Annotated in this window: 15 protein-coding genes and 1 pseudogene; 12 read left to right on the top strand and 4 right to left on the bottom strand. The window is 48.5% G+C overall.

Annotated features, from left to right (window positions below):
• Positions 1-119: 119 nt before the first annotated feature.
• Positions 120-1,463, bottom strand: a complete 1,344-nt coding sequence (locus tag I6E49_RS07220; protein WP_235401372.1) for an ATP-binding protein — start codon at positions 1,461-1,463, stop codon at positions 120-122.
• 649 nt (positions 1,464-2,112) lie between these two features.
• Here I6E49_RS07220 and I6E49_RS07225 point away from each other — a divergent pair.
• Together I6E49_RS07225 and I6E49_RS07230 are read left to right on the top strand one after the other, a co-directional pair.
• Positions 2,113-3,459 (top strand): citrate/2-methylcitrate synthase, encoded by a 1,347-nt coding sequence (locus tag I6E49_RS07225; RefSeq protein ID WP_235401373.1) that lies wholly within the window; start codon positions 2,113-2,115, stop codon positions 3,457-3,459.
• Positions 3,460-3,499: 40 nt separating this feature from the next.
• Positions 3,500-4,834, top strand: a complete 1,335-nt coding sequence (locus I6E49_RS07230) for an NADP-specific glutamate dehydrogenase (RefSeq protein ID WP_235401375.1) — start codon at positions 3,500-3,502, stop codon at positions 4,832-4,834.
• Between the two features lie 96 nt (positions 4,835-4,930).
• On the opposite strand, the gene I6E49_RS07235 is transcribed toward I6E49_RS07230, so the two are convergent.
• Positions 4,931-6,748, bottom strand: coding sequence for an ATP-dependent DNA helicase (locus I6E49_RS07235; RefSeq protein ID WP_235401377.1), 1,818 nt, complete (start codon positions 6,746-6,748; stop codon positions 4,931-4,933).
• Positions 6,749-7,073: 325 nt separating this feature from the next.
• Here I6E49_RS07235 and I6E49_RS07240 point away from each other — a divergent pair, with 325 nt between their 5' ends.
• The 4 genes from I6E49_RS07240 to I6E49_RS07255 are packed head-to-tail and all read left to right on the top strand — an operon-like array spanning position 7,074 to position 11,368.
• Entirely contained in the window at positions 7,074-7,862 is a 789-nt protein-coding gene (locus tag I6E49_RS07240; protein ID WP_235401379.1) for a Cof-type HAD-IIB family hydrolase, read from the top strand.
• 27 nt (positions 7,863-7,889) lie between these two features.
• Complete coding sequence (locus I6E49_RS07245; protein ID WP_235401381.1) at positions 7,890-9,002, top strand: SGNH/GDSL hydrolase family protein; 1,113 nt, start codon at positions 7,890-7,892, stop codon at positions 9,000-9,002.
• A 6-nt stretch (positions 9,003-9,008) separates the two neighbouring features.
• The gene (locus I6E49_RS07250) at positions 9,009-9,455 is read left to right on the top strand and encodes a YhcH/YjgK/YiaL family protein (protein ID WP_235393075.1); all 447 of its coding nucleotides are present in this window, start codon (positions 9,009-9,011) and stop codon (positions 9,453-9,455) included.
• A gap of 26 nt (positions 9,456-9,481) precedes the next feature.
• Entirely contained in the window at positions 9,482-11,368 is a 1,887-nt protein-coding gene (locus I6E49_RS07255) for a family 20 glycosylhydrolase (RefSeq protein ID WP_235401383.1), read from the top strand.
• 8 nt (positions 11,369-11,376) lie between these two features.
• Here I6E49_RS07255 and I6E49_RS07260 read toward each other — a convergent pair whose 3' ends face one another.
• A complete protein-coding gene (locus I6E49_RS07260) occupies positions 11,377-12,831 on the bottom strand; it encodes an oligosaccharide flippase family protein (protein WP_235401386.1) in 1,455 nt (484 codons plus the stop codon).
• Positions 12,832-12,942: 111 nt separating this feature from the next.
• On the opposite strand from I6E49_RS07260, the gene I6E49_RS07265 reads away from it, so the two are divergent.
• The 6 genes and pseudogenes from I6E49_RS07265 to I6E49_RS07290 form a co-directional block, all read left to right on the top strand.
• Complete coding sequence (locus tag I6E49_RS07265) at positions 12,943-15,639, top strand: SusC/RagA family TonB-linked outer membrane protein (protein ID WP_235401389.1); 2,697 nt, start codon at positions 12,943-12,945, stop codon at positions 15,637-15,639.
• 22 nt (positions 15,640-15,661) lie between these two features.
• Positions 15,662-17,278 (top strand): RagB/SusD family nutrient uptake outer membrane protein, encoded by a 1,617-nt coding sequence (locus tag I6E49_RS07270; RefSeq protein ID WP_235401391.1) that lies wholly within the window; start codon positions 15,662-15,664, stop codon positions 17,276-17,278.
• 212 nt (positions 17,279-17,490) lie between these two features.
• Positions 17,491-18,192, top strand: coding sequence for an iron-sulfur cluster assembly scaffold protein (locus tag I6E49_RS07275; protein ID WP_007896975.1), 702 nt, complete (start codon positions 17,491-17,493; stop codon positions 18,190-18,192).
• 17 nt (positions 18,193-18,209) lie between these two features.
• Complete coding sequence (locus I6E49_RS07280) at positions 18,210-19,223, top strand: GGGtGRT protein (RefSeq protein ID WP_235401393.1); 1,014 nt, start codon at positions 18,210-18,212, stop codon at positions 19,221-19,223.
• A gap of 141 nt (positions 19,224-19,364) precedes the next feature.
• Complete coding sequence (locus I6E49_RS07285; RefSeq protein ID WP_235401395.1) at positions 19,365-20,387, top strand: virulence RhuM family protein; 1,023 nt, start codon at positions 19,365-19,367, stop codon at positions 20,385-20,387.
• Positions 20,377-20,523: pseudogene (locus I6E49_RS07290) on the top strand (GGGtGRT protein); the annotation flags it as partial. The gene I6E49_RS07285 and the pseudogene I6E49_RS07290, both read left to right, overlap by 11 nt.
• A gap of 102 nt (positions 20,524-20,625) precedes the next feature.
• Here the strand turns inward: I6E49_RS07290 and I6E49_RS07295 are convergent.
• Positions 20,626-21,744, bottom strand: coding sequence for an HNH endonuclease family protein (locus I6E49_RS07295; RefSeq protein WP_235401397.1), 1,119 nt, complete (start codon positions 21,742-21,744; stop codon positions 20,626-20,628).
• Between the last annotated feature and the right edge of the window lie 23 nt (positions 21,745-21,767).

Here is a 21,767-nt window from a genome sequence, read left to right on the forward strand (position 1 = left end):
GATGGCATGAGAAGAGAACTCGTGTATCTGTCTTCATATGCAACTAATCGCTATTTTATCCCGAATTGGGGTAGTCCATGTAATTAAGCCTATAGCATTATCGCCGTTTTAAGGATTTTTTATTGCCTCTCTCTCCTCACAAACCGCTTGAGCAAGAAGGTCAGGAAGTAGGGGAAGGTATAGAACTTGCCGTTGAAACCAATGTTCTTGTTGCAGAGTTTTATGCCGTATTTTATGTCTGGGAACTTGCCGTCTTGTGCAGTCAGTTTGGAGAGTGATTTGGTGGCATTGTCGGTAGCTTTCACTTCTACGGGAATGAGTGATTGGGTGTCACGTATGAAAAAGTCCATTTCCAGTGTTGACTTCTCATTACGATAGAAATAGAGGTCGTAGCCTTGTTTTACCAACATGTCGCCTACTATGTTTTCGTATATTGCACCTTTATATGTACCATAGTTTTTGTTGACTCTCATGTCCTCCTGCGACTCCTCGTCGAGTGATGCGACAAGCAGACCGGTGTCCTTGTAGTAGAGTTTGTATGATTTCGGGTCGTAGTTGCCTTTTAATGGCAATGATACCTGGGCTAGGCAATAGCAGACATTGATGATGCCGGCGTCACGAAGCCATTCTACCGTGCCTACGTATTCCCGGTTTCGGGCTCCATGGGCAACCTTGCTTATTTGGAATTTCTTGTTGTCTTGTCCAAGGAATACAGATATATGGTTGTATATGTTTTTGATTCTTCCCTTGTCCAATCCTTGTGCGTATTTAGTGATATCTTCTTCGTAGTCGAGAAGCAATTGGCTCTGCATTTTGAGCGTTCCGCTGAAGTTGCTGTTGCTTACGAACATGTTTACCACTGCTGGCATTCCGCCTATGGTCATGTATTCACGGAATATACCTCCTAAAGTATCCATTTCTATATTAGAGAGAGGTGTGATGCTTGCCATTTTTTCGTATATACGTTCTATGAATGAAGCATCGTAGCCCTTAGCCCAAAGAAATTCTTCGAAATCCATAGAATGCATAGTGTAGTCTTCCTTATATCCAACGCTGTTGGATTCAATCTCTCTGTAATTGATACCCATCAGCGAACCGGAGCAGATGACATCGTATCTACCGTCTATCTTGAATGCCTTAAGACTTGTGGCACATGCAGGGCAGTCTTGCATCTCGTCGAAGAATATGAGCGTGTTGCCTGGTTCGAATACAAGGGAGGGGTCGATAAGTGTCAGATTCTGTATTATGCTGTCTACCTCGTAGCCGTCTTCGAAGATAGCCTTGTATTTTTGCTGCAATACAAAGTTGATGGCAACCACATGCTTGTAGTTGTCATTAGCAAACTGTAGAATGGAGGCTGTTTTTCCCACTTGGCGTGCTCCTTTGATGATTAGGGGCATTTTGTCCTTGTTTTCCTTCCAATTCTTTAGGTATTCGTCTATCTTTCTGCGTAATAGCTTCATAATCAGTGCCGTATTATAGTTGTTATGATGCAAAAATACTACATTATCACAAAATTCCAAAGGAAAACGACTTGAAAATCACAAAATTCCATGTGTTTTCGTTGTGAAAATCACAAAATTCCTAATTCTTTTGCCTCTGTTATCACAAAATTCCGAAATATAGGGCAAAAAAAAAGCGACAGCCTTCACAGGCGACCGCTTCAAATCTTCAATAGGTATTAGCCTTTCTTTAAGGTAAAAAGATTGTTTTCAGGATAACTGATGCAAAGATATGATATTTTTTACACACTCCAAACTTTTTTGGCGTTTATTTTTTGAAAAAAGTTCCGTGTTCCCACACATATATGAAGAAATATAAGTGTAGAGACGTATAAACATTAATACGAAGCGTATATTGTATACAAATTGTTTTTTTATGGTATTTTTGCGTTGTTTTTATTCAAATTGTCGGTTTTTGCGATTTTTCTTGTCATTTAGTAATTTATTTTGAGAAAAATATGACGAAATAAAATATTTTTCGTATTTTTGCAGTCGAATAATCATTATTGCCGCACAGAATTGTTAAACAATAGTATTTAGTCGGCATGCACCGTAAAGGTAAAGAGATAGATAACACCCAAAAGCGTACAATCAATAAACGGTAGCATTTATGAACAAGGAATATTTGATTTATAAATTGTCTGACGAGGTTAAGAACTCGTGCAAGATTGACAACGATTTGTTTCTGAAGTATGGCGTGAAGCGGGGTTTGCGCAACGAGGACGGAAGCGGTGTGCTTGTTGGTCTTACCAACATTGGTAATGTTGTGGGCTACGAGCGATCGGACGACGGACATCTGGAGCCTACCGAGGGCAAATTGTTCTATCGTGGCTATGAGCTTGACGACCTTGTTACACCTATTATAAATGAGCGCCGTTTCGGTTTTGAGGAGATTGCCTATTTGCTTCTTTCGGGAAATTTGCCCGACAAAGAGGATCTTGACGCATTCCGTGAGCTTATCAACGAGAATATGTCGCTCGACCACAAGACCATCGTTCACATCATCGACCTTGAGGGTTCGAACATCATGAACATACTTGCGCGCAGCGTATTGGAGATGTACACGTTCGACCCAAATCCCGACGATCTCTCGCGCGACAATCTGATGCGTCAGGCGGTGGAACTGATTGCGCGTTTCCCCACTGTCATAGCTTATGCTTACAACATCTATCGTCATAGCGTGCAGGGACGTTCGCTGCATATACGCCATCCGCGTGAGAATATGTCGATAGCCGAGAACTTCCTGTATATGCTCAAGCATGAAGACTTCACCGAGCTTGATGCTCGCATGCTCGACCTCCTGCTTATCATTCAGGCTGAGCATGGCGGCGGTAACAACTCTACGTTCACCGTGCGCGTAACTTCTTCATCGCGCACCGACACTTACTCGAGCATTGCTGCCGGCATAGGTTCGCTGAAAGGTCCGCTTCATGGTGGTGCCAATATTAAGGTGATAAACATGATTCATCACCTCAAGGAGCAGATTCATGACTGGACTTCGATTGACGAGATTGACACTTATCTCAACCGTATACTCAACAAGGAGGTGTACGACAAGACGGGTCTTATATATGGTATAGGTCATGCGGTGTACACACTGAGCGACCCGCGTGCCAAGGAGCTGAAGCGTCTGGCTGGCGAACTGGCAAAAGAGAAGGGCAGAGAGAAGGAATATGAATTCTTGCGACTGCTTGAGCAGGAAGGCATCAAGTGTGTCCAGGCTCACCGCAACACCAAGAAACCTATCTGTGCCAATGTCGACTTCTACTCTGGTTTCATCTACGAGATGATTGGACTGCCGCAGGAAATCTACACTCCGATATTCGCCATGGCGCGTATCGTAGGATGGATGGCACACCGAATTGAGGAGTTGAACATGGACGGCCGCCGAATAATACGTCCTGCATACAAGAATGTGCTTGGCGTGAAGGAGTATCGTCCGTTGGCAGAGAGATAAACACTTAACATTAAGGATAAAACTTAAACACCATAAAAGAATGAATGCAATTGAAACAGTAGAGCGCCTTAAGCAGCGCTTCCCCAACGAGCCTGAGTATATACAGGCCGTAAGCCAGGTTCTCGGTACTATCGAGGAGGAGTACAACCGTCATCCGGAATTCGACCGCGCCAATCTTATTGAGCGTCTTTGCATTCCCGATCGTATCATCACATTCCGTGTGACATGGGTTGATGACAAGGGCAACGTACAGACCAACATGGGCTACCGTATACAGCACAACAATGCCATCGGTCCGTACAAGGGAGGTATCCGTTTCCACGCATCTGTAAATCCGTCAATCTTGAAGTTCCTTGCCTTCGAGCAGACATTCAAGAATGCCCTCACTACTCTGCCTATGGGTGGTGGCAAGGGAGGTTCCGACTTCTCTCCACGTGGCAAGAGCAACGCTGAAGTGATGCGTTTCTGCCAGGCGTTTATGAACGAGCTGTATCGTCACATCGGTCCTGACGAGGACGTTCCGGCTGGTGACATAGGTGTAGGTGGTCGTGAGGTAGGCTACATGTTCGGTCAGTACAAGAAGCTTACTCATACATTCGTAGGCGTATTGACTGGTAAGGGTCAGGAGTTCGGCGGTTCGCTGATTCGTCCTGAGGCTACTGGCTATGGCAACGTTTACTTCCTCGAAAACATGCTCAAGACACGTGGCATCGACATCAAGGGCAAGCGTGTGCTTGTGAGTGGTTCGGGCAACGTGGCACAGTATACTGTCGAGAAGCTCATCCAGCTTGGTGCTATTCCTGTTACTCTCTCTGACTCTGACGGCTACATCTACGATCCGGACGGAATCGATGCAGAGAAGCTCGCATACGTTAAGGAGTTGAAGAACGTAGAGCGTGGACGTATCCGTGAGTATGCTGAGGAATACGGTGTGAAGTATGTAGCCGGTGCACGTCCTTGGGGCGAGAAGGCCGACATTGCTCTGCCTTCAGCAACACAGAACGAGATTGACGGCGACGATGCCCGCACACTCGTTGCCAACGGCGTGATTGCTGTTAGTGAGGGTGCCAACATGCCTTCTACTCCTGAAGCTATCAAGGTGTTCCAGGATGCCAAGTTGCTTTATGCTCCGGGCAAGGCTGCCAACGCCGGTGGTGTGGCTGTATCTGGTCTTGAGATGAGCCAGAACTCTGAGCGTCTGCGTTGGAGCAGCGAGGAGGTTGACGCCAAGCTGCACGGCATCATGAACGAAATCCACGCCAACTGCGTCAAGTACGGCACTCAGGCCGACGGTTATGTCAACTACGTACGTGGTGCCAACGTCACAGGCTTCCTTAAGGTTGCCAAGGCAATGATGGCTCAGGGTATTGTATAAAATATAAAATCCTATCCATATTTTAAAAGGCTCTCTCCATTCCTAAATAACGGAATGGGCGAGAGCCTTTTTTTATGTTCATTCAATTAACTGCTATTACGGCTTCTTACCGATTAATACTGTGGCGCGCTGATGCAGATAGTCGTTGAGTCGGAACCCCTCGTCCTTGACATAATTGAGTAGTGCGCGCTTCTGCATTATCATTTCCTTGAGAGCTGCATGTTGCTCGGTGAAACGCTTCTTTACGTCCTGTGTGTCGGTAGTCACCTTGGTCGATTTCACCAGTTGCTCAACATCCGACAGCGTGCGTGCGAAATACGTGGCACCCTTGGTGAGCCGTTCCTGCAGATGCGGGTCGTGCTGATAGTCGGCTGTGGATATTACGATTTGGTTGTATTGCAACTTGAAGCGTTCAGCCACGTCATACATCTGTGTCTTTATGGTGCCCAGTCGTGCCTTATACTCCAATATCAGTTTGGGGTAAGCACGGCGGAAATGTCCCGTGAGCAGGTCGATCATACGGTTGAACGAGTCGAGCAGCGGACGGAAGTCGAACAGTTCGCTCACCACCGACAGATAGTAGTCGCGCTGCAGTTGGCCTATCTGCTCGTTGTTAGGCGTGTGTTCGATGGCGTGTGTGGCGTATTCGTCAACAGCAGCGTCGCGTATGATGGCCTGCTGGGGCAGGGGAGCGCTCAGCACGAGTCCTTCGAGCGTGCGACAACGCGACAGAGCCACGTAGGTCTGACCGTGTGTGAAGGCACGCTGAACGTCGATGATAGCCTTATCGAACGTCAATCCCTGGCTCTTGTGTACGGTTATAGCCCAAGCCGGCTTCACGGGGAACTGCTTGAAGGTGCCGTCAATCTCCTCGGTTATCTCGTTTGTCTTCTCGTTGATTTCGTATCGTGTGTTTTCCCATTGGTCTGGCTCCACCTTTATCACATTGCCAGTGTCCTTGGTGCGTACCGTGAAGTTCTTAGGGTTGATGTCCTCGATGGTGCCAATCATACCGTTGTAGTATGCCTTTTCAGCCGACGAATCGTTCTTGACGAACATCACCTGCGCACCCTGCTTCAGAGTGAGCGTCTGTTCGGTAGGAAACAGCATTTCGGGGAATTTGCCCGTAATCTTAGCCTCGTAAGTAAACTCCTTGCCAGGCAGCAGGTCGAGCTGTCGGTCGTTCTCGCGTTGCGCCTGGAAGTTGTGCGTAACGAGTCGTATGTAGCCCTCGTCTGCGTCAGGTTGGAATCCCTGAATGTATCGGGAGTTGAGCGCAGCCAGCACCGAAGCGTCGGCACGGTTGTCGCGCACCTTATTAAGTATGTCGAGAAAACGCTGGTCGTTCTGTCGGTAAACGGTCTTCAGCTCTACGATAGCATATCGGGTGCGCTGCAAGGCGAGCGATGAGAAGAAGTAGGGCGTGGCATAATAGCGTGCCAGCAGTTGCCACTCGTCGTCCTTGGCGACGGGTGCCAGCTGACCAAGGTCGCCTATCATGACCATCTGAACACCTCCAAACGGCAGCTGGTTTTTGCGGAAACGACGCAGCACGGCATCCACAGCGTCGAGCAGGTCGGCTCGCACCATGGAAATCTCGTCTATCACGAGCGTGTCGATGGATTGTATAACGCGAATCTTCTGTTTGGAGAATCGGTATTGCTGTTCCTTCGTCTTATACTGCGCATCGGGAATAAAGGGTGCAAACGACAGTTGGAAGAACGAATGAATGGTAGTGCCCTCGGCGTTGATGGCAGCAATACCCGTAGGAGCCACTACGATAATGCGCTTCGACGACTCCTGCTTCAGTCGGCGCAGAAACGTAGTCTTACCCGTACCGGCTTTACCGGTAAGGAACAGGTTTGTATTGGTTGTCTCAATGATGTTCCACGCGAGTTGCGTCTGTTCGTTCATTTCCATTGTTCGTATGTATGTGCTTCTTGTAGTACAGTTGTTCAATGCAGATTTGTATGTTTTTCCCACCCTTTTCAAAAGGAGTCCTTTTGGGTTGCGAAAGGAGTCCTTTTAGGTGGCAAAAGGAGTCCTTTTGGAGTGTAAAAGGAGTCCTTTTGGAGTGCAAAAGGACTACATTTCGTTTTGACGGCATTTTAATGCTGTGCAAAAGTAGTCATTTTTTATGATTCAGCCCACATTTACACCATTCTTATACCATTGTTGGCAACAATCAAGAGTATGTATTTTGTATGATTGGCATTTTTTGAGTACCTTTGCCAGTGATATGATAAAAGCAATGTTCTTTGATGTTGACGGCACGCTCGTCAGCTTCAATACCCACTGTATACCCGAGTCTACAATCCAGGCGTTGAACGAGGCTCACGACCGTGGCGTTAAGATATTTACGGCTACGGGTCGTCCGCGCCAGTTGCTCAACAACATTCGCGAGGTGGAACAGATAATGGACGGCTACATACTCGCCACAGGAGCACTCTGCACGTATGGCGACCATACCGTGCGCGAAGACCTCATACCCTTTGACGAAGCCCATGCCGTGGTCGACTTCTGCATAGAGCGCAACTTGCCGGCTGTGGTTGTGGGCAAGAAAGACATACAGATAGTGAACCGCAACGACCTTGTCAACCACGTCTTCTACGACATGCTGAAGATAGACTATGACAAGTTTGACGTGCCCGTCGATGACGTCATCCGTCAGGGCATATTGCAGATAACGCCGTTCCTCACCGAAGACGAGGAGCGCAGCATATTGCCCGATCTGCCGGGATGCACTTCGGCACGCTGGTATCCTGCCTTCTGCGACATCACATCGGCAGCAGCCGACAAGGCCAACGGCATACGTGCCATAGCCGAATACATGGGACTGGACATAAGCGAGACAATGGCGTTTGGCGACGGAGGCAACGACATGTCGATGCTTAGTGCCGCCGGGGTAGGTGTAGCCATGGGCAATGCACTCGACAAGGTGAAGGCCGAGGCCGACTATGTCACCACAAGCGTCGACGACGACGGCATAAGAAACGCATTGCTCCACTTCGGAGTCATAGACAACTGACCTGAAACTACAAAATAACTGAAAACTATGAAGATATCTACTATTCTACGTTCTTTACTGATTATCATTGTGGGCATCCCTGCTATGGCAAGCGCCCAGACCAAATGGATGAACCCTACCGATGCCAACGAGCCTTACATCTGCGGCCGTGCTTGGAACAAGGAGATGGGAAAGTCGTACAACCGACTGCCGCAACGCTTCAAGGCCACTGTGCCGGGAAGAGTATGGGGCAACTCAACGATGACCGCCGGACTCACCGTGCGCTTTGCCACAACATCGCCCAACATCGCAGTCAAGTATGTCTGTACATCGCAAAGCTACGGCACGTTCAACCTCTCGGGCATGGTTCACTCGGGTGTCGACCTCTACGGCAAAGCCGCTGACGGCAAGACGCACTGGATAGGCAACCATATGCGATGGAGCATGAAGGGCGACACCATAACAATATCCTTCCCCAAGCTCTCGGTTCCTGCCAATCGCAGTACCGAATACACCCTGTATCTGCCCAACTACAATGGCGTAAAATGGCTTGCCGTGGGTGTTGACAGCAAGAGCAACTTCCAGTTTATGCGCCAGTCGAAGGAGCGTCCCGTAGTGATTTACGGCTCGTCAATCATTCACGGAGCATCGCCTTCGCGTCCAGGCATGTCCATTCCCAATATCGTAGGTCGTGAGATGGGCTTTCCTTTGATCAATCTCGGATTCTCGGGCAGCGCCTATATGGAGCCAGCCGTGTTCGACATGTTGGGCGAGATAGACGCACGTCTGTTCGTACTCGACCCCATCCCCAACAGCAACAACCTGCCCGTAGCCGAAATCACCAAGCGGGCATTGGCTGGAGTGCGCAAGCTTCGCAGCGTGAGCAAGGCTCCGATATTGCTGGTTGAGAACCATCCACAACCCGACAGCATCTTCCGTGCCGACATAGCCGGCCACTATCGTCGTGCAAGTCAGGCTCTGCACAAGGCCTACAAGCAGCTCCAGGCAGAAGGCGTGAAGGGACTATACTATATGTATGGCAGCGAGATAAAGCTCAAGGAGGACGACATGATTGAGGGAACCCACCCCAACGACACCGGTTGCCGTGCCTACGCTGAGGCCTACAAGCGCAAGATAAGAACAATATTAACTAAAAAATAAAAATCTATGATCGTATCAACACTTAAGCATAGCGACCGCATCGAGTCGCTGCACCCACTGTTCAAGAAAGTATTCGACTATGTCAAGAGCCACGACCTGCTCAACACTCCATGCGGACGCATTGACATCGACGGCGACAATCTGTTCATCAACAACACCAATCCTACTTGCGTGACAGCCGACAAGCAGGTGCTTGAGGTTCATCGCCAGTACATCGACATCCATATTCCGCTCGACGGAGTAGAGGTGATAGGATGGAAACCGCTTGAGGACTGCACCAATCTGACCAAACCCTACGACGAAGCAGCCGACTGCGAACTCTACACCGAGCCAGCCACAAGCTACATCAATCTGCAGCCGGGCCAGTTCATGATTGTTTGGCCGGAGGATCCGCACGCGCCTATCATCGGCGAAGGCAAGTTGCGCAAGCTTTGCGTGAAGGTGAAGCTGTAGATAGAATATCTTTACAACTATCTTATATGAAACGAATACTGACTACTCTACTGATAATCACATTCTGCTGCTTGGCTAACGCCACGATACCGCCATTGCTGCCAATGCCGCAAAAGTCTGCATTCACGGGCAAGTATGTCAAGGCTGATGTGCCTGTGAACGAAAAGATAGTGAGCCACATCGACGGAGCCATATTCCAGGATGAGGCTTACCACATACTCATAACGTCGAAGGGCGTAAACATTGAGGCGACAACACAGCGCGGACTATATTGGGCACGTCAGACCATGGCACAACTGAAGACAGACAAGAAGGGCAAACAACTCTTGCCGCTGTGCGAAATCACCGACTGGCCGGCGTTCCGCATTCGTGGATATATGCACGACATCGGGCGCAGCTACATTCCCGTGGACGAGCTGAAGGCTGAAATAGCCATGCTCAACCGCTTCAAGATCAACACCTTCCACTGGCATCTCACCGAGAATCAGGCGTGGCGACTGGAGAGCAAACTTTATCCGCAGCTCAACGCTCCTGCCAATATGGAGCGCTCGAAGGGCAAGTATTACACACTGGCTGAGGCTCGCGACCTCGTCGAGTTCTGCCGCCAGCACCATGTGTTGCTCATTCCTGAGATTGACATGCCGGGACATAGCGCAGCCTTTGAGCGCACCTTCGGCTTCGGCATGCAGACTGCTGAGGGCACACGCATCATGAAGGACATCATAGCTGAGGCTTGCGACGCCCTCGATGTGCCCTATCTGCATATAGGAACAGACGAAGTGCAGTTCACCAATCCTCAGTTTGTGCCCGAAATGGTGGCGTTTGTCCGCTCAAAGGGCAAGAAGGTGATTTCGTGGAATCCTGGTTGGAACTACAAGAAGGGCGAGATTGACATGACACAGTTGTGGAGCTATCGTGGCAAGGCGCAGCCCGGCATTCCTGCTATCGACTGCCGTTTTCACTATGCCAACCACTTCGACAACTATGCCGACCTCGTGGCGCTCTTCAACTCCCGCATCTACAACCAGCCGATGGGCAGCGACGACCTGGCAGGCTGCATCATAGCATTCTGGAACGACCGCTATATCGACAACACCCGACAGCTTCTCGACGAGAACAACTTCTATCCTTACATGCTCACACTGGCTGAGCGTGCATGGCGAGGTGGAGGCCGTGGCTATTTCGACGGAAAGACTACGCTGTTGTGGGACGACGAACCAGAGCAGAAGGCTGAGTTTGCCGAGTTTGAGAACCGTATGCTGTGGCACAAGCAGCACACGTTGAAGGGACAGCCTTTCGCCTACGAGCGTCAGGCTGACGTAGAATGGCGCATCACCGATGCTTTCCCAAACAACGGCAATCTGCAGATGAGTTTTCCGCCCGAAGAACATCTTGCAGCTGTTGGCACGCCTGCTACTGATGTGAAATCGTATGAATACAACGGCAATACGTACAATTCGCGCACCATTACAGGCAACGGAATCTATCTGCGCCATGTCTGGGGAACGCTCGTTCCGGAATTCTACAAAGACCCTAAGGAGAACAGTACGGCATACGCTACACGCTGGATATACTCAAAGAAACCGTGTACGGCACATCTGTATCTGGAAACTTACAACTACAGCCGTTCGGAAAGCGACCTGCCACCACGTGCCGGAACGTGGGACTATAAGGGCAGCCGTGCATGGATAAACGGCAATGAGATAATGCCACCCGTGTGGACAAACACCCACACCGAACGCACCAACGAACTGCCGATGCGCAACGAGAACTGCGTATCGCGTCCGCCCGTCGACATCCGATTGAACAAGGGTTGGAACAAGCTGGTGCTGAAGTTGCCCGTAGGCAAGTTCCAGGCTAAAGAGACTCGACTCGTAAAATGGATGTTCTCAGCCACGGTTGTCATGCCGTAATGATAATGTCAACGTTTTAATTTACCAACGTTTTCGCGTATAGAACTTATCGACAGAAATGCGTCGATAACGAAAACCATCACTCCAAGTAGGCAATACCATAAGGTGTTGCCTACGTTTGTTATGGAATACATGCAAAGTCCGCAAATCATGTGCATTACGGTGGTCTTGATGATGCTGCCCGACATTCGGTAGCCGTACCTCATACGGCATACTGCCCATGCGAAAAACATCTCGACAAAGTAGGCTGCCGTTATGCCGATACCCATTCCCTTTAGGCCAAGCGTCTCAAATCCCAATACTACAAACGACACGAGCAGCACTCCGCTGAATATTTCCACCGCAATAAACGTTTTAGAGTCGCCGCGTGACAATGCTACATATTCAATCGGCAGATACACTCCGCGGCAGTACATCGAAAGCGCTGCAACTTGCAGCATAGGCAGAGCTGCGGCGAACTTTCCGCTGTACAGCAACGGCAAAAGCACGGGCATGCACAGTATGAAGAGTACAGCGAGGGGCGAGACGATAGCCATGGTTGCACCAATCTGTCGGTTTACGGCATCGTTGAGTTCGCTGCCGTTGCTACTTATGCCCGAAAGACGAGGAAAATAGTCGGTGTCCATAGCCGTAAACACAATGCCAGCGTATGTGAACACCATAGCATACACTGCATTGTAGAGTCCTACGGTGGCTATGTCGGCAGCGTTGCTCAGATAGGCTCTTATCGCCATCTCGACGCCACTTCCCATAATGCCCGACACTACAAAGGCGATGCCAAGCCCGAGGAAAGCCCTGCCTTCGTGCACACATGCCCTGCTTATGGCGAAACTGAGCGGATAGCGGCGTAGCGAATAGGCTGTTACGGTAAGTGCCTGCACTACAGCCATAAGCACAAGCGACGCCACTATGCCATCGCAACCGTATATCCAATATATCGGTACCGACACAGCCAGTACGCCCACAGCACCGCATACGGATACGATGGCAAGCTGTCGTAGCAGTCGGGTGGCTTTCAGTATGGCTGTTTCGCCCAATGCAATGATGGTAAGGGCAACTACCGGAGCAAGGCAGATGAATTGTATGGTGTAGTTGTAGGTGGCGAATGTCCACCTGCTGAGCAATGGCGACAGGCATGCGAACGCCATCATGCCCAATAGCGACGTAATGCACGTCCAGTGTCTGAGCACGTGTATCTTGTGATTAAGCACACCAGTGTCGCCCGTCTCGAAAGCCTGCGACAGTTCTTTTACAGCACTGGCATGAATGCCGAGGTTGGATGTATTGACAATGAAATTGATAGTCGACGTATATAATGCGACAATGCCCATACCAAACGGACCGAGCAATACGGCAACGAGCTTGTTGCGAATCAGTCCGATAAGTATGTTGAGCATCTGCACGCCACCAAAAAGGCTCGTGTATTTTAATATGTGCGAATAGCTGCCGTTATTGTTCTTCATTATATATCACTAACGATATAAAGGTTAAAATATTATCTGTGCATTAACATCTAATTGCAAATTAATTTGTAACTTAGCACCATTATAATAAATCTAAAACACCAAAACCCTATGATTGGACAACAGCTGAAACTATATCCCTACGTTTTAGCAGCGGCAGGACTGTCGCTGTTTGTCACAACTCCGATAGCAGCACAGGTGCAGGAACTGCGTGTGCAGCGCGATACAATCCCAACTTATCTGAAGGTTCAGAACAAAGGTATCATTAACAATGCCCTTGATGTGTTGAACGGCAATGCTGCCGGTGTCAATGTCACGTCCAACGGTATGGACCGCATGGCTCAGCTGTCGTCAGTAAGAGTGCGTGGTACCACATCTATCGTTGGAGGCAACGACCCGCTTGTCATCATCGACGGCGTGACGAGCGACATTGCCACACTGTCCACTATCTATCCTGCCGACATTGAGAGTTTCTCGGTGCTGAAGAATGCTTCCGAGACAGCCCTGTATGGTTCGCGTGGCGCTTCGGGCGTGATAGAGGTGAAGACCAAGAAGGGTACGGGCAAGGGATTCCAGATTTCGTATGAGACTAATATAGGTATTGAGTCGATGTCGAAGAAACTCAATATGCTGTCGGCTGACGAATATCTCGCCACTGCCAAACGGCTCGGTGTGCATGCCAACAATGGCGGATTCAACAACAACTTCTATGATGTCATCACCCGAACAGGATTTGTACAGAACCATTATCTGGCGTTCAGCGGCGGTTCGGAGCAGTCCAACTATCGTGCGTCGTTTGGATATATCGACCACAACACCATCATCAAGGATAAGGACTACAACAATTTCGTGGCAAAGATTGACGTCATGCAACATGCCTTCGACAATCGTCTGACGGGCGACTTCGGTGTGTTCGGTTCTACATACAAGAACAATGACATATTCGACCCGCAGATGCTTTTCTATTCAGCAGCATGCCAGAACCCTACATATCCTGCCGGACGCGATGCCAATGGCAATTGGACCAAGAATGGTTCGGCTTATCGCATCAATCCTCCCGGTGCCGTTCTTGCCGAACGAAGCGACCAGAAGGAGATGTACTTCAATACGCACATGCGACTGGTGTACAATCTTGCACCGTCGCTCAAGCTGTCGGCATTCGGCAGCTATTCCTATTCGTCTGACGAGAACTCCGAGTTCTGCCCTACATGGGTGTGGGCGCAGGGTAATGTCTATCGTGGTGAGTTCAAGAAGCAGGAGTATCTTGGCAACGTATCGCTCGACTATGCGCATACGTGGGGAGCACACGCTCTCTCAGCCGGATTGTCTGCTGAGTATCACTATCAGGAACGTACGGCATTCTGGAGTCGTGCCAAAGGCATAACAACCAATGATTTCGGCTACGACAATATTGGTGCTACGTCGTCGCGTCCTTATGGCGCTACGGGCAGCACATACGAGGACCAGTCGTTGGCATCTGTTATGGCCAACGCTTCATATACATTATATAATAAGTATAAGCTGACGCTTACCATGCGTGGCGACGGTTCGTCGATGGTGGGCGACAACCATACTTGGGGATTCTTCCCTTCGGTATCGGCAGAATGGGATGTCAAGAAGGAAGGCTTCTTGCGTGATTTTAATGGCATCAACACATTGAAGCTGCGAGCCGGTTACGGACGTTCGGGCAATCTCGGTGGAATCTCTGCCTACACCACAATGAACAATGTACAGCAGACGGGCATCGTTCCGGTGAATAATACTCCAACGGTGACGCTCGGCACAATACGCAACAACAACCCCGACTTGATGTGGGAGACAAAGTCGACATTCAATATCGGTGGAGAGATAGGATTGTGGCACAACCGACTGATGCTTACTGCTGAGTATTACTACTCTAAGACTTCCGACATGCTCTACTCGTACGACGTGCCGGTGCCGCCGTTCGCTTACGACAAGTTGTTGGCAAATATAGGTTCGATGTCCAATCAGGGTCTTGAAATGGGTTTCTCTATAGCACCGGTTCAGACTAAGGACGTTGACCTGAACATAAGTATGAATCTCTCGTTGCAGAAGAACAAGCTGCTGTCGCTGTCGGGCAACTACAATGGTATGAAAATGTCGGCTGCCAATATCACTGCTATAGGCTCTATAGACGGAGCCGGTCAGAACGGTGGCGACAACAATCATGTGCTCTATCAGATTGTGGGTCAACCCTTGGGCGTGTTCTATCTGCCGCACTGCACAGGACTTTACAAGGACGAGCAAGGCACTATGAAGTATAAGATTGAAGACCTCGACAACAACGGAACAATTGACTTCGGCGATGGTGGCGACCGACGCATTTGCGGACAGGCTACACCTAAGGCTACGCTGGGTTCGAACATCTCGCTGCGCTATAAGGATTTCTATATGTCGCTGCAAATGAATGGAGCATTCGGACACAAAATATTCAACGGTACGGCTTTGGCATACAACAATATGTCGTCGTTCCCTATATACAACGTGCTGAAAGGCGCGCCCGAACGTAACATTGTCGACCAGAATGTGTCGGATTATTGGCTTGAACGTGGCGACTATCTCAACTTCGAGTATCTCACCATAGGCTACAACGTGCCGTTGAAGAGTCGCGTGGTGCGCTCGCTGCGTGTATCGTGCAGCGTCAACAATCTTGCAACTATCACTTCCTACAGCGGACTCACACCAATGATCAACTCCTATGTTGTCAATTCGTCAATGGGCATTGACGACAAACGGTGTTATCCTACATATCGTACATATTCGGTAGGAGTTAGCGTGCAGTTCTAAACTTATAAAAGTATTCAAGATTATGAACAAGAAAATATTCGCATTGCCTTTGCTCGCCATCTCGCTTTCATTTACGAGTTGTCTCGATGAGACTCCAAAGGATCAGATACCCGAGTCGGAGATTTACGATTCTGCAAACAGTCTGTATGTCAATGCAGTCGCCTCGCTCTACAACTATATCGGTGCGCACGAGGAAGGCGAGGGATTGCAGGGCACATGTCGAGGAATATACGACTACAATACGCTAACTACTGATGAGGCTATTATCCCCATTCGTGGTGGCAACTGGTATGACGGTGGTCTGTGGGAGAACATGTACGACCATACATGGACAGCTACTGACACCGACCTGTATAACGTGTGGAAATATCTCTACAAGGTTATAGTACTTTCAACGAAGTCGCTTGAGACTATCGACCAGCATAAATCTCTGCTCAACGACCAGCAACGTGACGAGTATAAGGCTGAGGTACGTGCCGTTCGTGCCATGTTCTATTATTATGCTATGGATATGTTCGGACGCATTCCGATATTGGAGTCGTCAACACAGAAGACGGCCGATATACGGCAGAGCAATCGCAGCGATGTATTCAAGTATATCGTGAATGAACTGCAGACTGTTGCACCGCTCCTGCCAAATGAGCACAGCAACTTGCAGGGCAACTATTACGGTAGGGTGACACGCCCCGTGGCTTGGTTTCTGCTTGCCAAACTTGCCCTCAATGCAGAGGTGTATACCGACGACAATTGGACTGATTCGTATCGTCCTGATGGCAAGACGATAATGATTGATGTAGACGGCACGCAGAAGAACGCTTGGCTCACATGTATTCATTATTGCAACCTGATTGCTTCAGCCGGATATTCACTTGCGAGCGACTATACCAAGAACTTTGCCGTACATAATGAGAATTCCAATGAGAATATCTTCACCATTCCGTTGGACAAGATGCTTTATCTTAACGAGTTTCATTATCTCTTCCGTTCACGCCACTACGCTCATGGTGGGGCTTATGGTGGAGCATCGGAGAATGGTACTTGCGCCACTCTTCATACAATGGCGGTATATGGCTACAATACATCATCGCCCGACGCACGTCTTGACATGAATTTCTACACGGGCAAGGTTGAGGTTGACGGCAGCAACGTAACGCTCGACGATGGCACACCGCTTGAATACAAACCTCTTGCCGTCGAACGGAATCTCACGTCAAGTCAGTATATCGAGACTGCTGGTGCACGTATGAAGAAGTATGAGGTAGACCGCACGGCATATTCCGATGGTCGTATGCCCGACAACGATATCGTGCTCTATCGCTATGCCGACGTAATGCTCATGAAGGCTGAAGCCAAGGTGAGGAATGGAGAATCAGGCGATGAAGAGTTGAATGCAGTGCGCAATCGTGTTGGAATGCCTTCGCTTCGAGCCACACTTGACAACATACTCAATGAACGTTTGTTGGAACTTGTTTGGGAAGGTTGGCGCCGTCAGGACATGATACGTTTCGGCACATACAACAAGCCGTATGACATACACACTCCATCCGAAGCCGACAATAAAGGCTACACAACTGTGTTCCCAATTCCAGGTAAGGCTCGTGAGCTGAATCCTAACCTCGAACAGAATCCGGGTTATTGATACGCTGCCTTATTTTAACGATTGAAAACAAATAATGTAGAAATACGAAAATGTAATCAAAAAAATACCTTTTAATAGGTATGGTGTGATTCTTTTTTTGTAATTTTGTAATCGTTAATGGGTAAGGTGAGTACACCTTATTTATATATAAGGTATAAACCACTCAATACAGCGAAGATTTTTCATTAATAATTTATTTTATTATACCGATTATGATTTATTCAAAAGAAGTAGACAACATGTGCGTTGTCGCAAAGGGTCCTAACCACGGACCGGCTCCAATTCCTGAAGAGGGAAAATGGATTTATGCCAAGGAGATTAAGGATATTTCTGGTTATACTCACGGTGTGGGTTGGTGTGCTCCTCAGCAGGGTGCTTGCAAGCTGTCTTTGAACGTAAAGGACGGCGTTATCCAGGAGGCTCTTGTTGAGACTATCGGTTGCACCGGTATGACTCACTCAGCAGCTATGGCTTCTGAGATTCTCCCCGGCAAGACAATCCTCGAGGCTCTGAATACTGACCTCGTTTGCGACGCTATCAATACAGCTATGCGCGAGCTTTTCCTCCAGATCGTTTACGGACGTACACAGAGTGCTTTCTCTGAGGGCGGTCTCGTTATCGGTGCTGGTCTTGAGGACCTCGGCAAGGGTCTTCGCTCACAGACAGGTACTCTCTACGGTACAGTAGCTAAGGGTACACGTTACTTGGAGCTCACAGAGGGCTACATCACACGTCAGTTCCTCGACAAGGACAACCAGGTTTGCGGTTATGAGTATGTTCACCTCGGCAAGATGATGGAAGCCATCAAGAACGGTATGGACGCTAACGAGGCTGTGAAGAAGTTCACTGGCTCTTACGGTCGTACAACTGCTGAGCAGGGTGTTGTTAAAGCAATTGATCCACGTAAAGAATAATAAGGAGATATACAACTATGATTAGAAAAGTAAGTTACGAAAGTCAGGAGCGCCGCGAGGCTCAGGTTCTTGCCGCTCTCAACGCTGAGGGAATCAAGAGCCTTGAAGAGGCTAACGAGATTTGCGAAGCTGTAGGTGTTGATCCTTATCAGATGTGTGAGGACACACAGCGTATCTGCTTCGAGAACGCAAAGTGGGCATATGTTGCAGGTGCTGCCATCGCTATCAAGCGTGGCGTTAAGACAGCTGCTGATGCTGCTGAGGCTATCGGTGTAGGTTTGCAGGCATTCTGCATCCCAGGTTCTGTAGCTGATGACCGTAAGGTAGGTCTTGGCCATGGTAACCTCGCTGCTCGTCTGCTCCGCGAGGACACACAGTGCTTCGCTTTCTTGGCAGGTCACGAGTCATTCGCTGCTGCTGAGGGTGCTATCAAGATTGCTGAGATGGCTAACAAGGTTCGTAAGAACCCTCTGCGCGTTATCCTCAACGGTCTTGGCAAGGATGCTGCTCAGATCATCAGCCGTATCAACGGTTTCACATACGTTAAGACAGAGTTCGACTACTACACAGGTGAGTTGAAGGTTGTTGACCGCATCGCTTACTCAGACGGTCCCCGTGCTAAGGTTAACTGCTACGGTGCCAACGACGTTCGCGAGGGTGTAGCAATCAACTGGAGCGAGGACGTAGACGTATCAATCACTGGTAACTCAACCAACCCGACACGTTTCCAGCACCCGGTAGCTGGTACATACAAGAAGGAGCGTATCCTCGCCGGTAAGCCTTACTTCTCAGTAGCTTCAGGTGGTGGTACAGGCCGTACATTGCACCCGGATAACATGGCTGCAGGTCCTGCTTCTTACGGTATGACTGATACCCTCGGTCGTATGCACTCTGACGCTCAGTTCGCAGGTTCTTCTTCAGTTCCTGCTCACGTAGAGATGATGGGCTTCCTCGGTATGGGTAATAACCCGATGGTAGGTGCTTCTGTAGCTATCGCCGTGGCTATCGACCTCGCACTGAACAAGAAGTAATTCTTCGCTCTTAGCGAGATTCTAAAATAATAAAGGCTCCCATAGTCCGCAAGGATTATGGGAGCCTTTTTTGTTATTTAACTTGAAAAACGCAGTCGGTTTCAAAAGAAAAGCTATATATTTGCATATTATTATATTATTATGGATAAAGGGCAATTTTTATTATATCAAACTCCTGACGGCGATTCAAGGATAGAGGTGAAGCTGCAAAACGATACCGTTTGGCTCTCGCTTGACCAGATGGCAGAGTTGTTTCAGCGTAACAAGTCCACTATCTCACGACATATAAAGAATGTGTTAGAGGATGGAGAACTTGACGAAAAAGAGGTTGTTGCATTTTTTGCAACAACCACTAAGCATGGTGCCATAACAGGAAAGGTACAAGAGCATCAAGTTACTTTCTACAACCTCGACATGATTATCAGCGTTGGTTATCGTGTGCATTCCTATCGTGGCGTTCAGTTTCGTATATGGGCAACCAAGGTACTGAAGGAGTATATAGTAAAAGGCTTCGCCATTAACGATGACCTGTTGAAGAGAGCTGGAGGTGGCAACTATTTTGACGAACTGCTTGCAAGAATACGTGACATCCGCTCCAGTGAAAAGGTATTCTATCGCAAGGTGTTGGAGATTTACGCCCTAAGTATCGACTATGACCCACGAGTAGAAATGACACAAAAGTTCTTCAAGACAGTACAGAACAAGATGCACTATTCGGTTCATGGTCATACGGCGGCGGAAATAATATACGAGAGAGCCGATGCTGAGAAAGACTTTATGGGACTTACAACGTGGTCTGGAGCTATGCCGTCAAAACCAGAAGCAGAAATAGCCAAAAACTACCTCACCCACGAAGAAGTAAAGTCCTTGAACCGCATCGTGAGCCTATATCTTGACTTCGCCGAAATGCAAGCCGAGGAACACCGCCCTATGTATATGAAGGACTGGATTAATATTCTCGATGACTTCCTCCGTATCTCCCGAAAAGACATCCTCACTCATGCAGGCAAAATCTCCGCCAAGCTCGCCAAAGAGAAAGCCGACCATGAATACGACAAATTCAAGGAACGTACCAAGAACAACCTCTCGCCTGTAGAGATTCACTTCTTGGAGAACTTTGAGCGTGAACAGAAAAGGTTGATGGGAGGAGACAATGCACTCTGACGCTCAGTTCGCAGGTTCTTCTTCAGTTCCTGCTCACGTAGAGATGATGGGCTTCCTCGGTATGGGTAATAACCCGATGGTAGGTGCTTCTGTAGCTATCGCCGTTGCTATCGACCTCGCACTGAACAAGAAGTAATTGATAGTCTTATCAGTTTAAAATAATAAATCCTCCATAGTCCGGCTGCGGATTATGAAGGATTTTTCTGTAAATAGGAGGGGAGGTTTGCCTAAAAGTCATTCATTTGCCACCTTTTACTCTATTACAGTTGCGGCAAAGCATTTGGCAGTTTTCTGCTATGGTAGTACCACCTTCATGCCATGGTTTTATATGGTCAGCTTCCATTTCTTCCAACTCGAAGTGCTTGCCGCAATGCGGACAAATGCCTTTTTGGCGTTCATAAGCCTCTCTTTTTTGTTTTTTGTCGAAGGTGCGAAAACTAAGATCGCGTAGGTCGTTACTCAATACATAACGGTAAATGCCCGATTTCTTCATTATCTCGTCATCTTCCATGAGGTCATGTATCTGCTGTTCAAGTTTGTCTGTGTTGTAATCTTCACTGCCGAACTCATCAAACATCTCGCCCCAATCAAGTCCCTTCATCTCCTTGCGGTATTTGGTGAAAGTAGATTTTACCCATGTTATGACCTGCATGTAGTAGGCCCACAGCTTGTAGGCGTTATGGTCGTACTGATGTATTGCCATATATTTGTCAACAGGTGTGGTGTCTGCTATACCGTCATGGCGTGCCGCCCATTTCAAGGCGGTTTCCAAGTACGCCTGCTCCTCTAATTTTCCTGTCATATAGTCACTGCCTATCTTGTATGCCGCGCATCCATGCTTGCTGAAGTAGCGGCGTGCGTCTGTAACGAAAGGTCCTACATACACGGCGTTTCTCAACTCTTGGTCAAGCAGACGCTCACCTGCTATGTTGATGACACGAAACCAGTCGAGTTTCTCTTTGTCTGTGCCTGTGCAGAAATACACTGTCAACTCGTAGTTGAGAAAATGCTGTTTTTCTTTATCAGTGAGATTGTCGAAATATAACACGGGACGGTCTTTGTCGACAATGTTGAAGGCATGTTGGAAGTATTCGCAGATGGACAGTGTGCGTTGCTGTCCGTCTATCATTTCATAACTACCATCCCCTACAACGCTCCAATACATTATGTTGAGCGGAAAGCCTTTCAATATAGTTTCTATAACGGCTTGCTGCTGTTTCAAGTCGTAGCGAAACTCACGCTGGTAGGGTGGGCGTATGTTCAGTTTGCCATGGTAACCATAAACTCCATTATTGGGGTCGTTGGTGTAACCGGATATAAGGTCGCGTATTGCGATTGATTTTAGTTCGATGTTCATAAGTTGAATTTTATGGTGCGATA

Source organism: Leyella stercorea (genome assembly GCF_021531655.1).

Excerpts from the sequence above, each read along its gene's own strand:
- I6E49_RS07220 (WP_235401372.1), bottom strand. The coding sequence starts at position 1,463 with ATGAAGCTATTACGCAGAAAGATAGACGAATACCTAAAGAATTGGAAG.
- I6E49_RS07225 (WP_235401373.1), top strand. The coding sequence starts at position 2,113 with ATGAACAAGGAATATTTGATTTATAAATTGTCTGACGAGGTTAAGAAC.
- I6E49_RS07230 (WP_235401375.1), top strand. The coding sequence starts at position 3,500 with ATGAATGCAATTGAAACAGTAGAGCGCCTTAAGCAGCGCTTCCCCAAC.
- I6E49_RS07235 (WP_235401377.1), bottom strand. The coding sequence starts at position 6,748 with ATGAACGAACAGACGCAACTCGCGTGGAACATCATTGAGACAACCAAT.
- I6E49_RS07240 (WP_235401379.1), top strand. The coding sequence starts at position 7,074 with ATGATAAAAGCAATGTTCTTTGATGTTGACGGCACGCTCGTCAGCTTC.
- I6E49_RS07245 (WP_235401381.1), top strand. The coding sequence starts at position 7,890 with ATGAAGATATCTACTATTCTACGTTCTTTACTGATTATCATTGTGGGC.
- I6E49_RS07250 (WP_235393075.1), top strand. The coding sequence starts at position 9,009 with ATGATCGTATCAACACTTAAGCATAGCGACCGCATCGAGTCGCTGCAC.
- I6E49_RS07255 (WP_235401383.1), top strand. The coding sequence starts at position 9,482 with ATGAAACGAATACTGACTACTCTACTGATAATCACATTCTGCTGCTTG.
- I6E49_RS07260 (WP_235401386.1), bottom strand. The coding sequence starts at position 12,831 with ATGAAGAACAATAACGGCAGCTATTCGCACATATTAAAATACACGAGC.
- I6E49_RS07265 (WP_235401389.1), top strand. The coding sequence starts at position 12,943 with ATGATTGGACAACAGCTGAAACTATATCCCTACGTTTTAGCAGCGGCA.
- I6E49_RS07270 (WP_235401391.1), top strand. The coding sequence starts at position 15,662 with ATGAACAAGAAAATATTCGCATTGCCTTTGCTCGCCATCTCGCTTTCA.
- I6E49_RS07275 (WP_007896975.1), top strand. The coding sequence starts at position 17,491 with ATGATTTATTCAAAAGAAGTAGACAACATGTGCGTTGTCGCAAAGGGT.
- I6E49_RS07280 (WP_235401393.1), top strand. The coding sequence starts at position 18,210 with ATGATTAGAAAAGTAAGTTACGAAAGTCAGGAGCGCCGCGAGGCTCAG.
- I6E49_RS07285 (WP_235401395.1), top strand. The coding sequence starts at position 19,365 with ATGGATAAAGGGCAATTTTTATTATATCAAACTCCTGACGGCGATTCA.
- I6E49_RS07295 (WP_235401397.1), bottom strand. The coding sequence starts at position 21,744 with ATGAACATCGAACTAAAATCAATCGCAATACGCGACCTTATATCCGGT.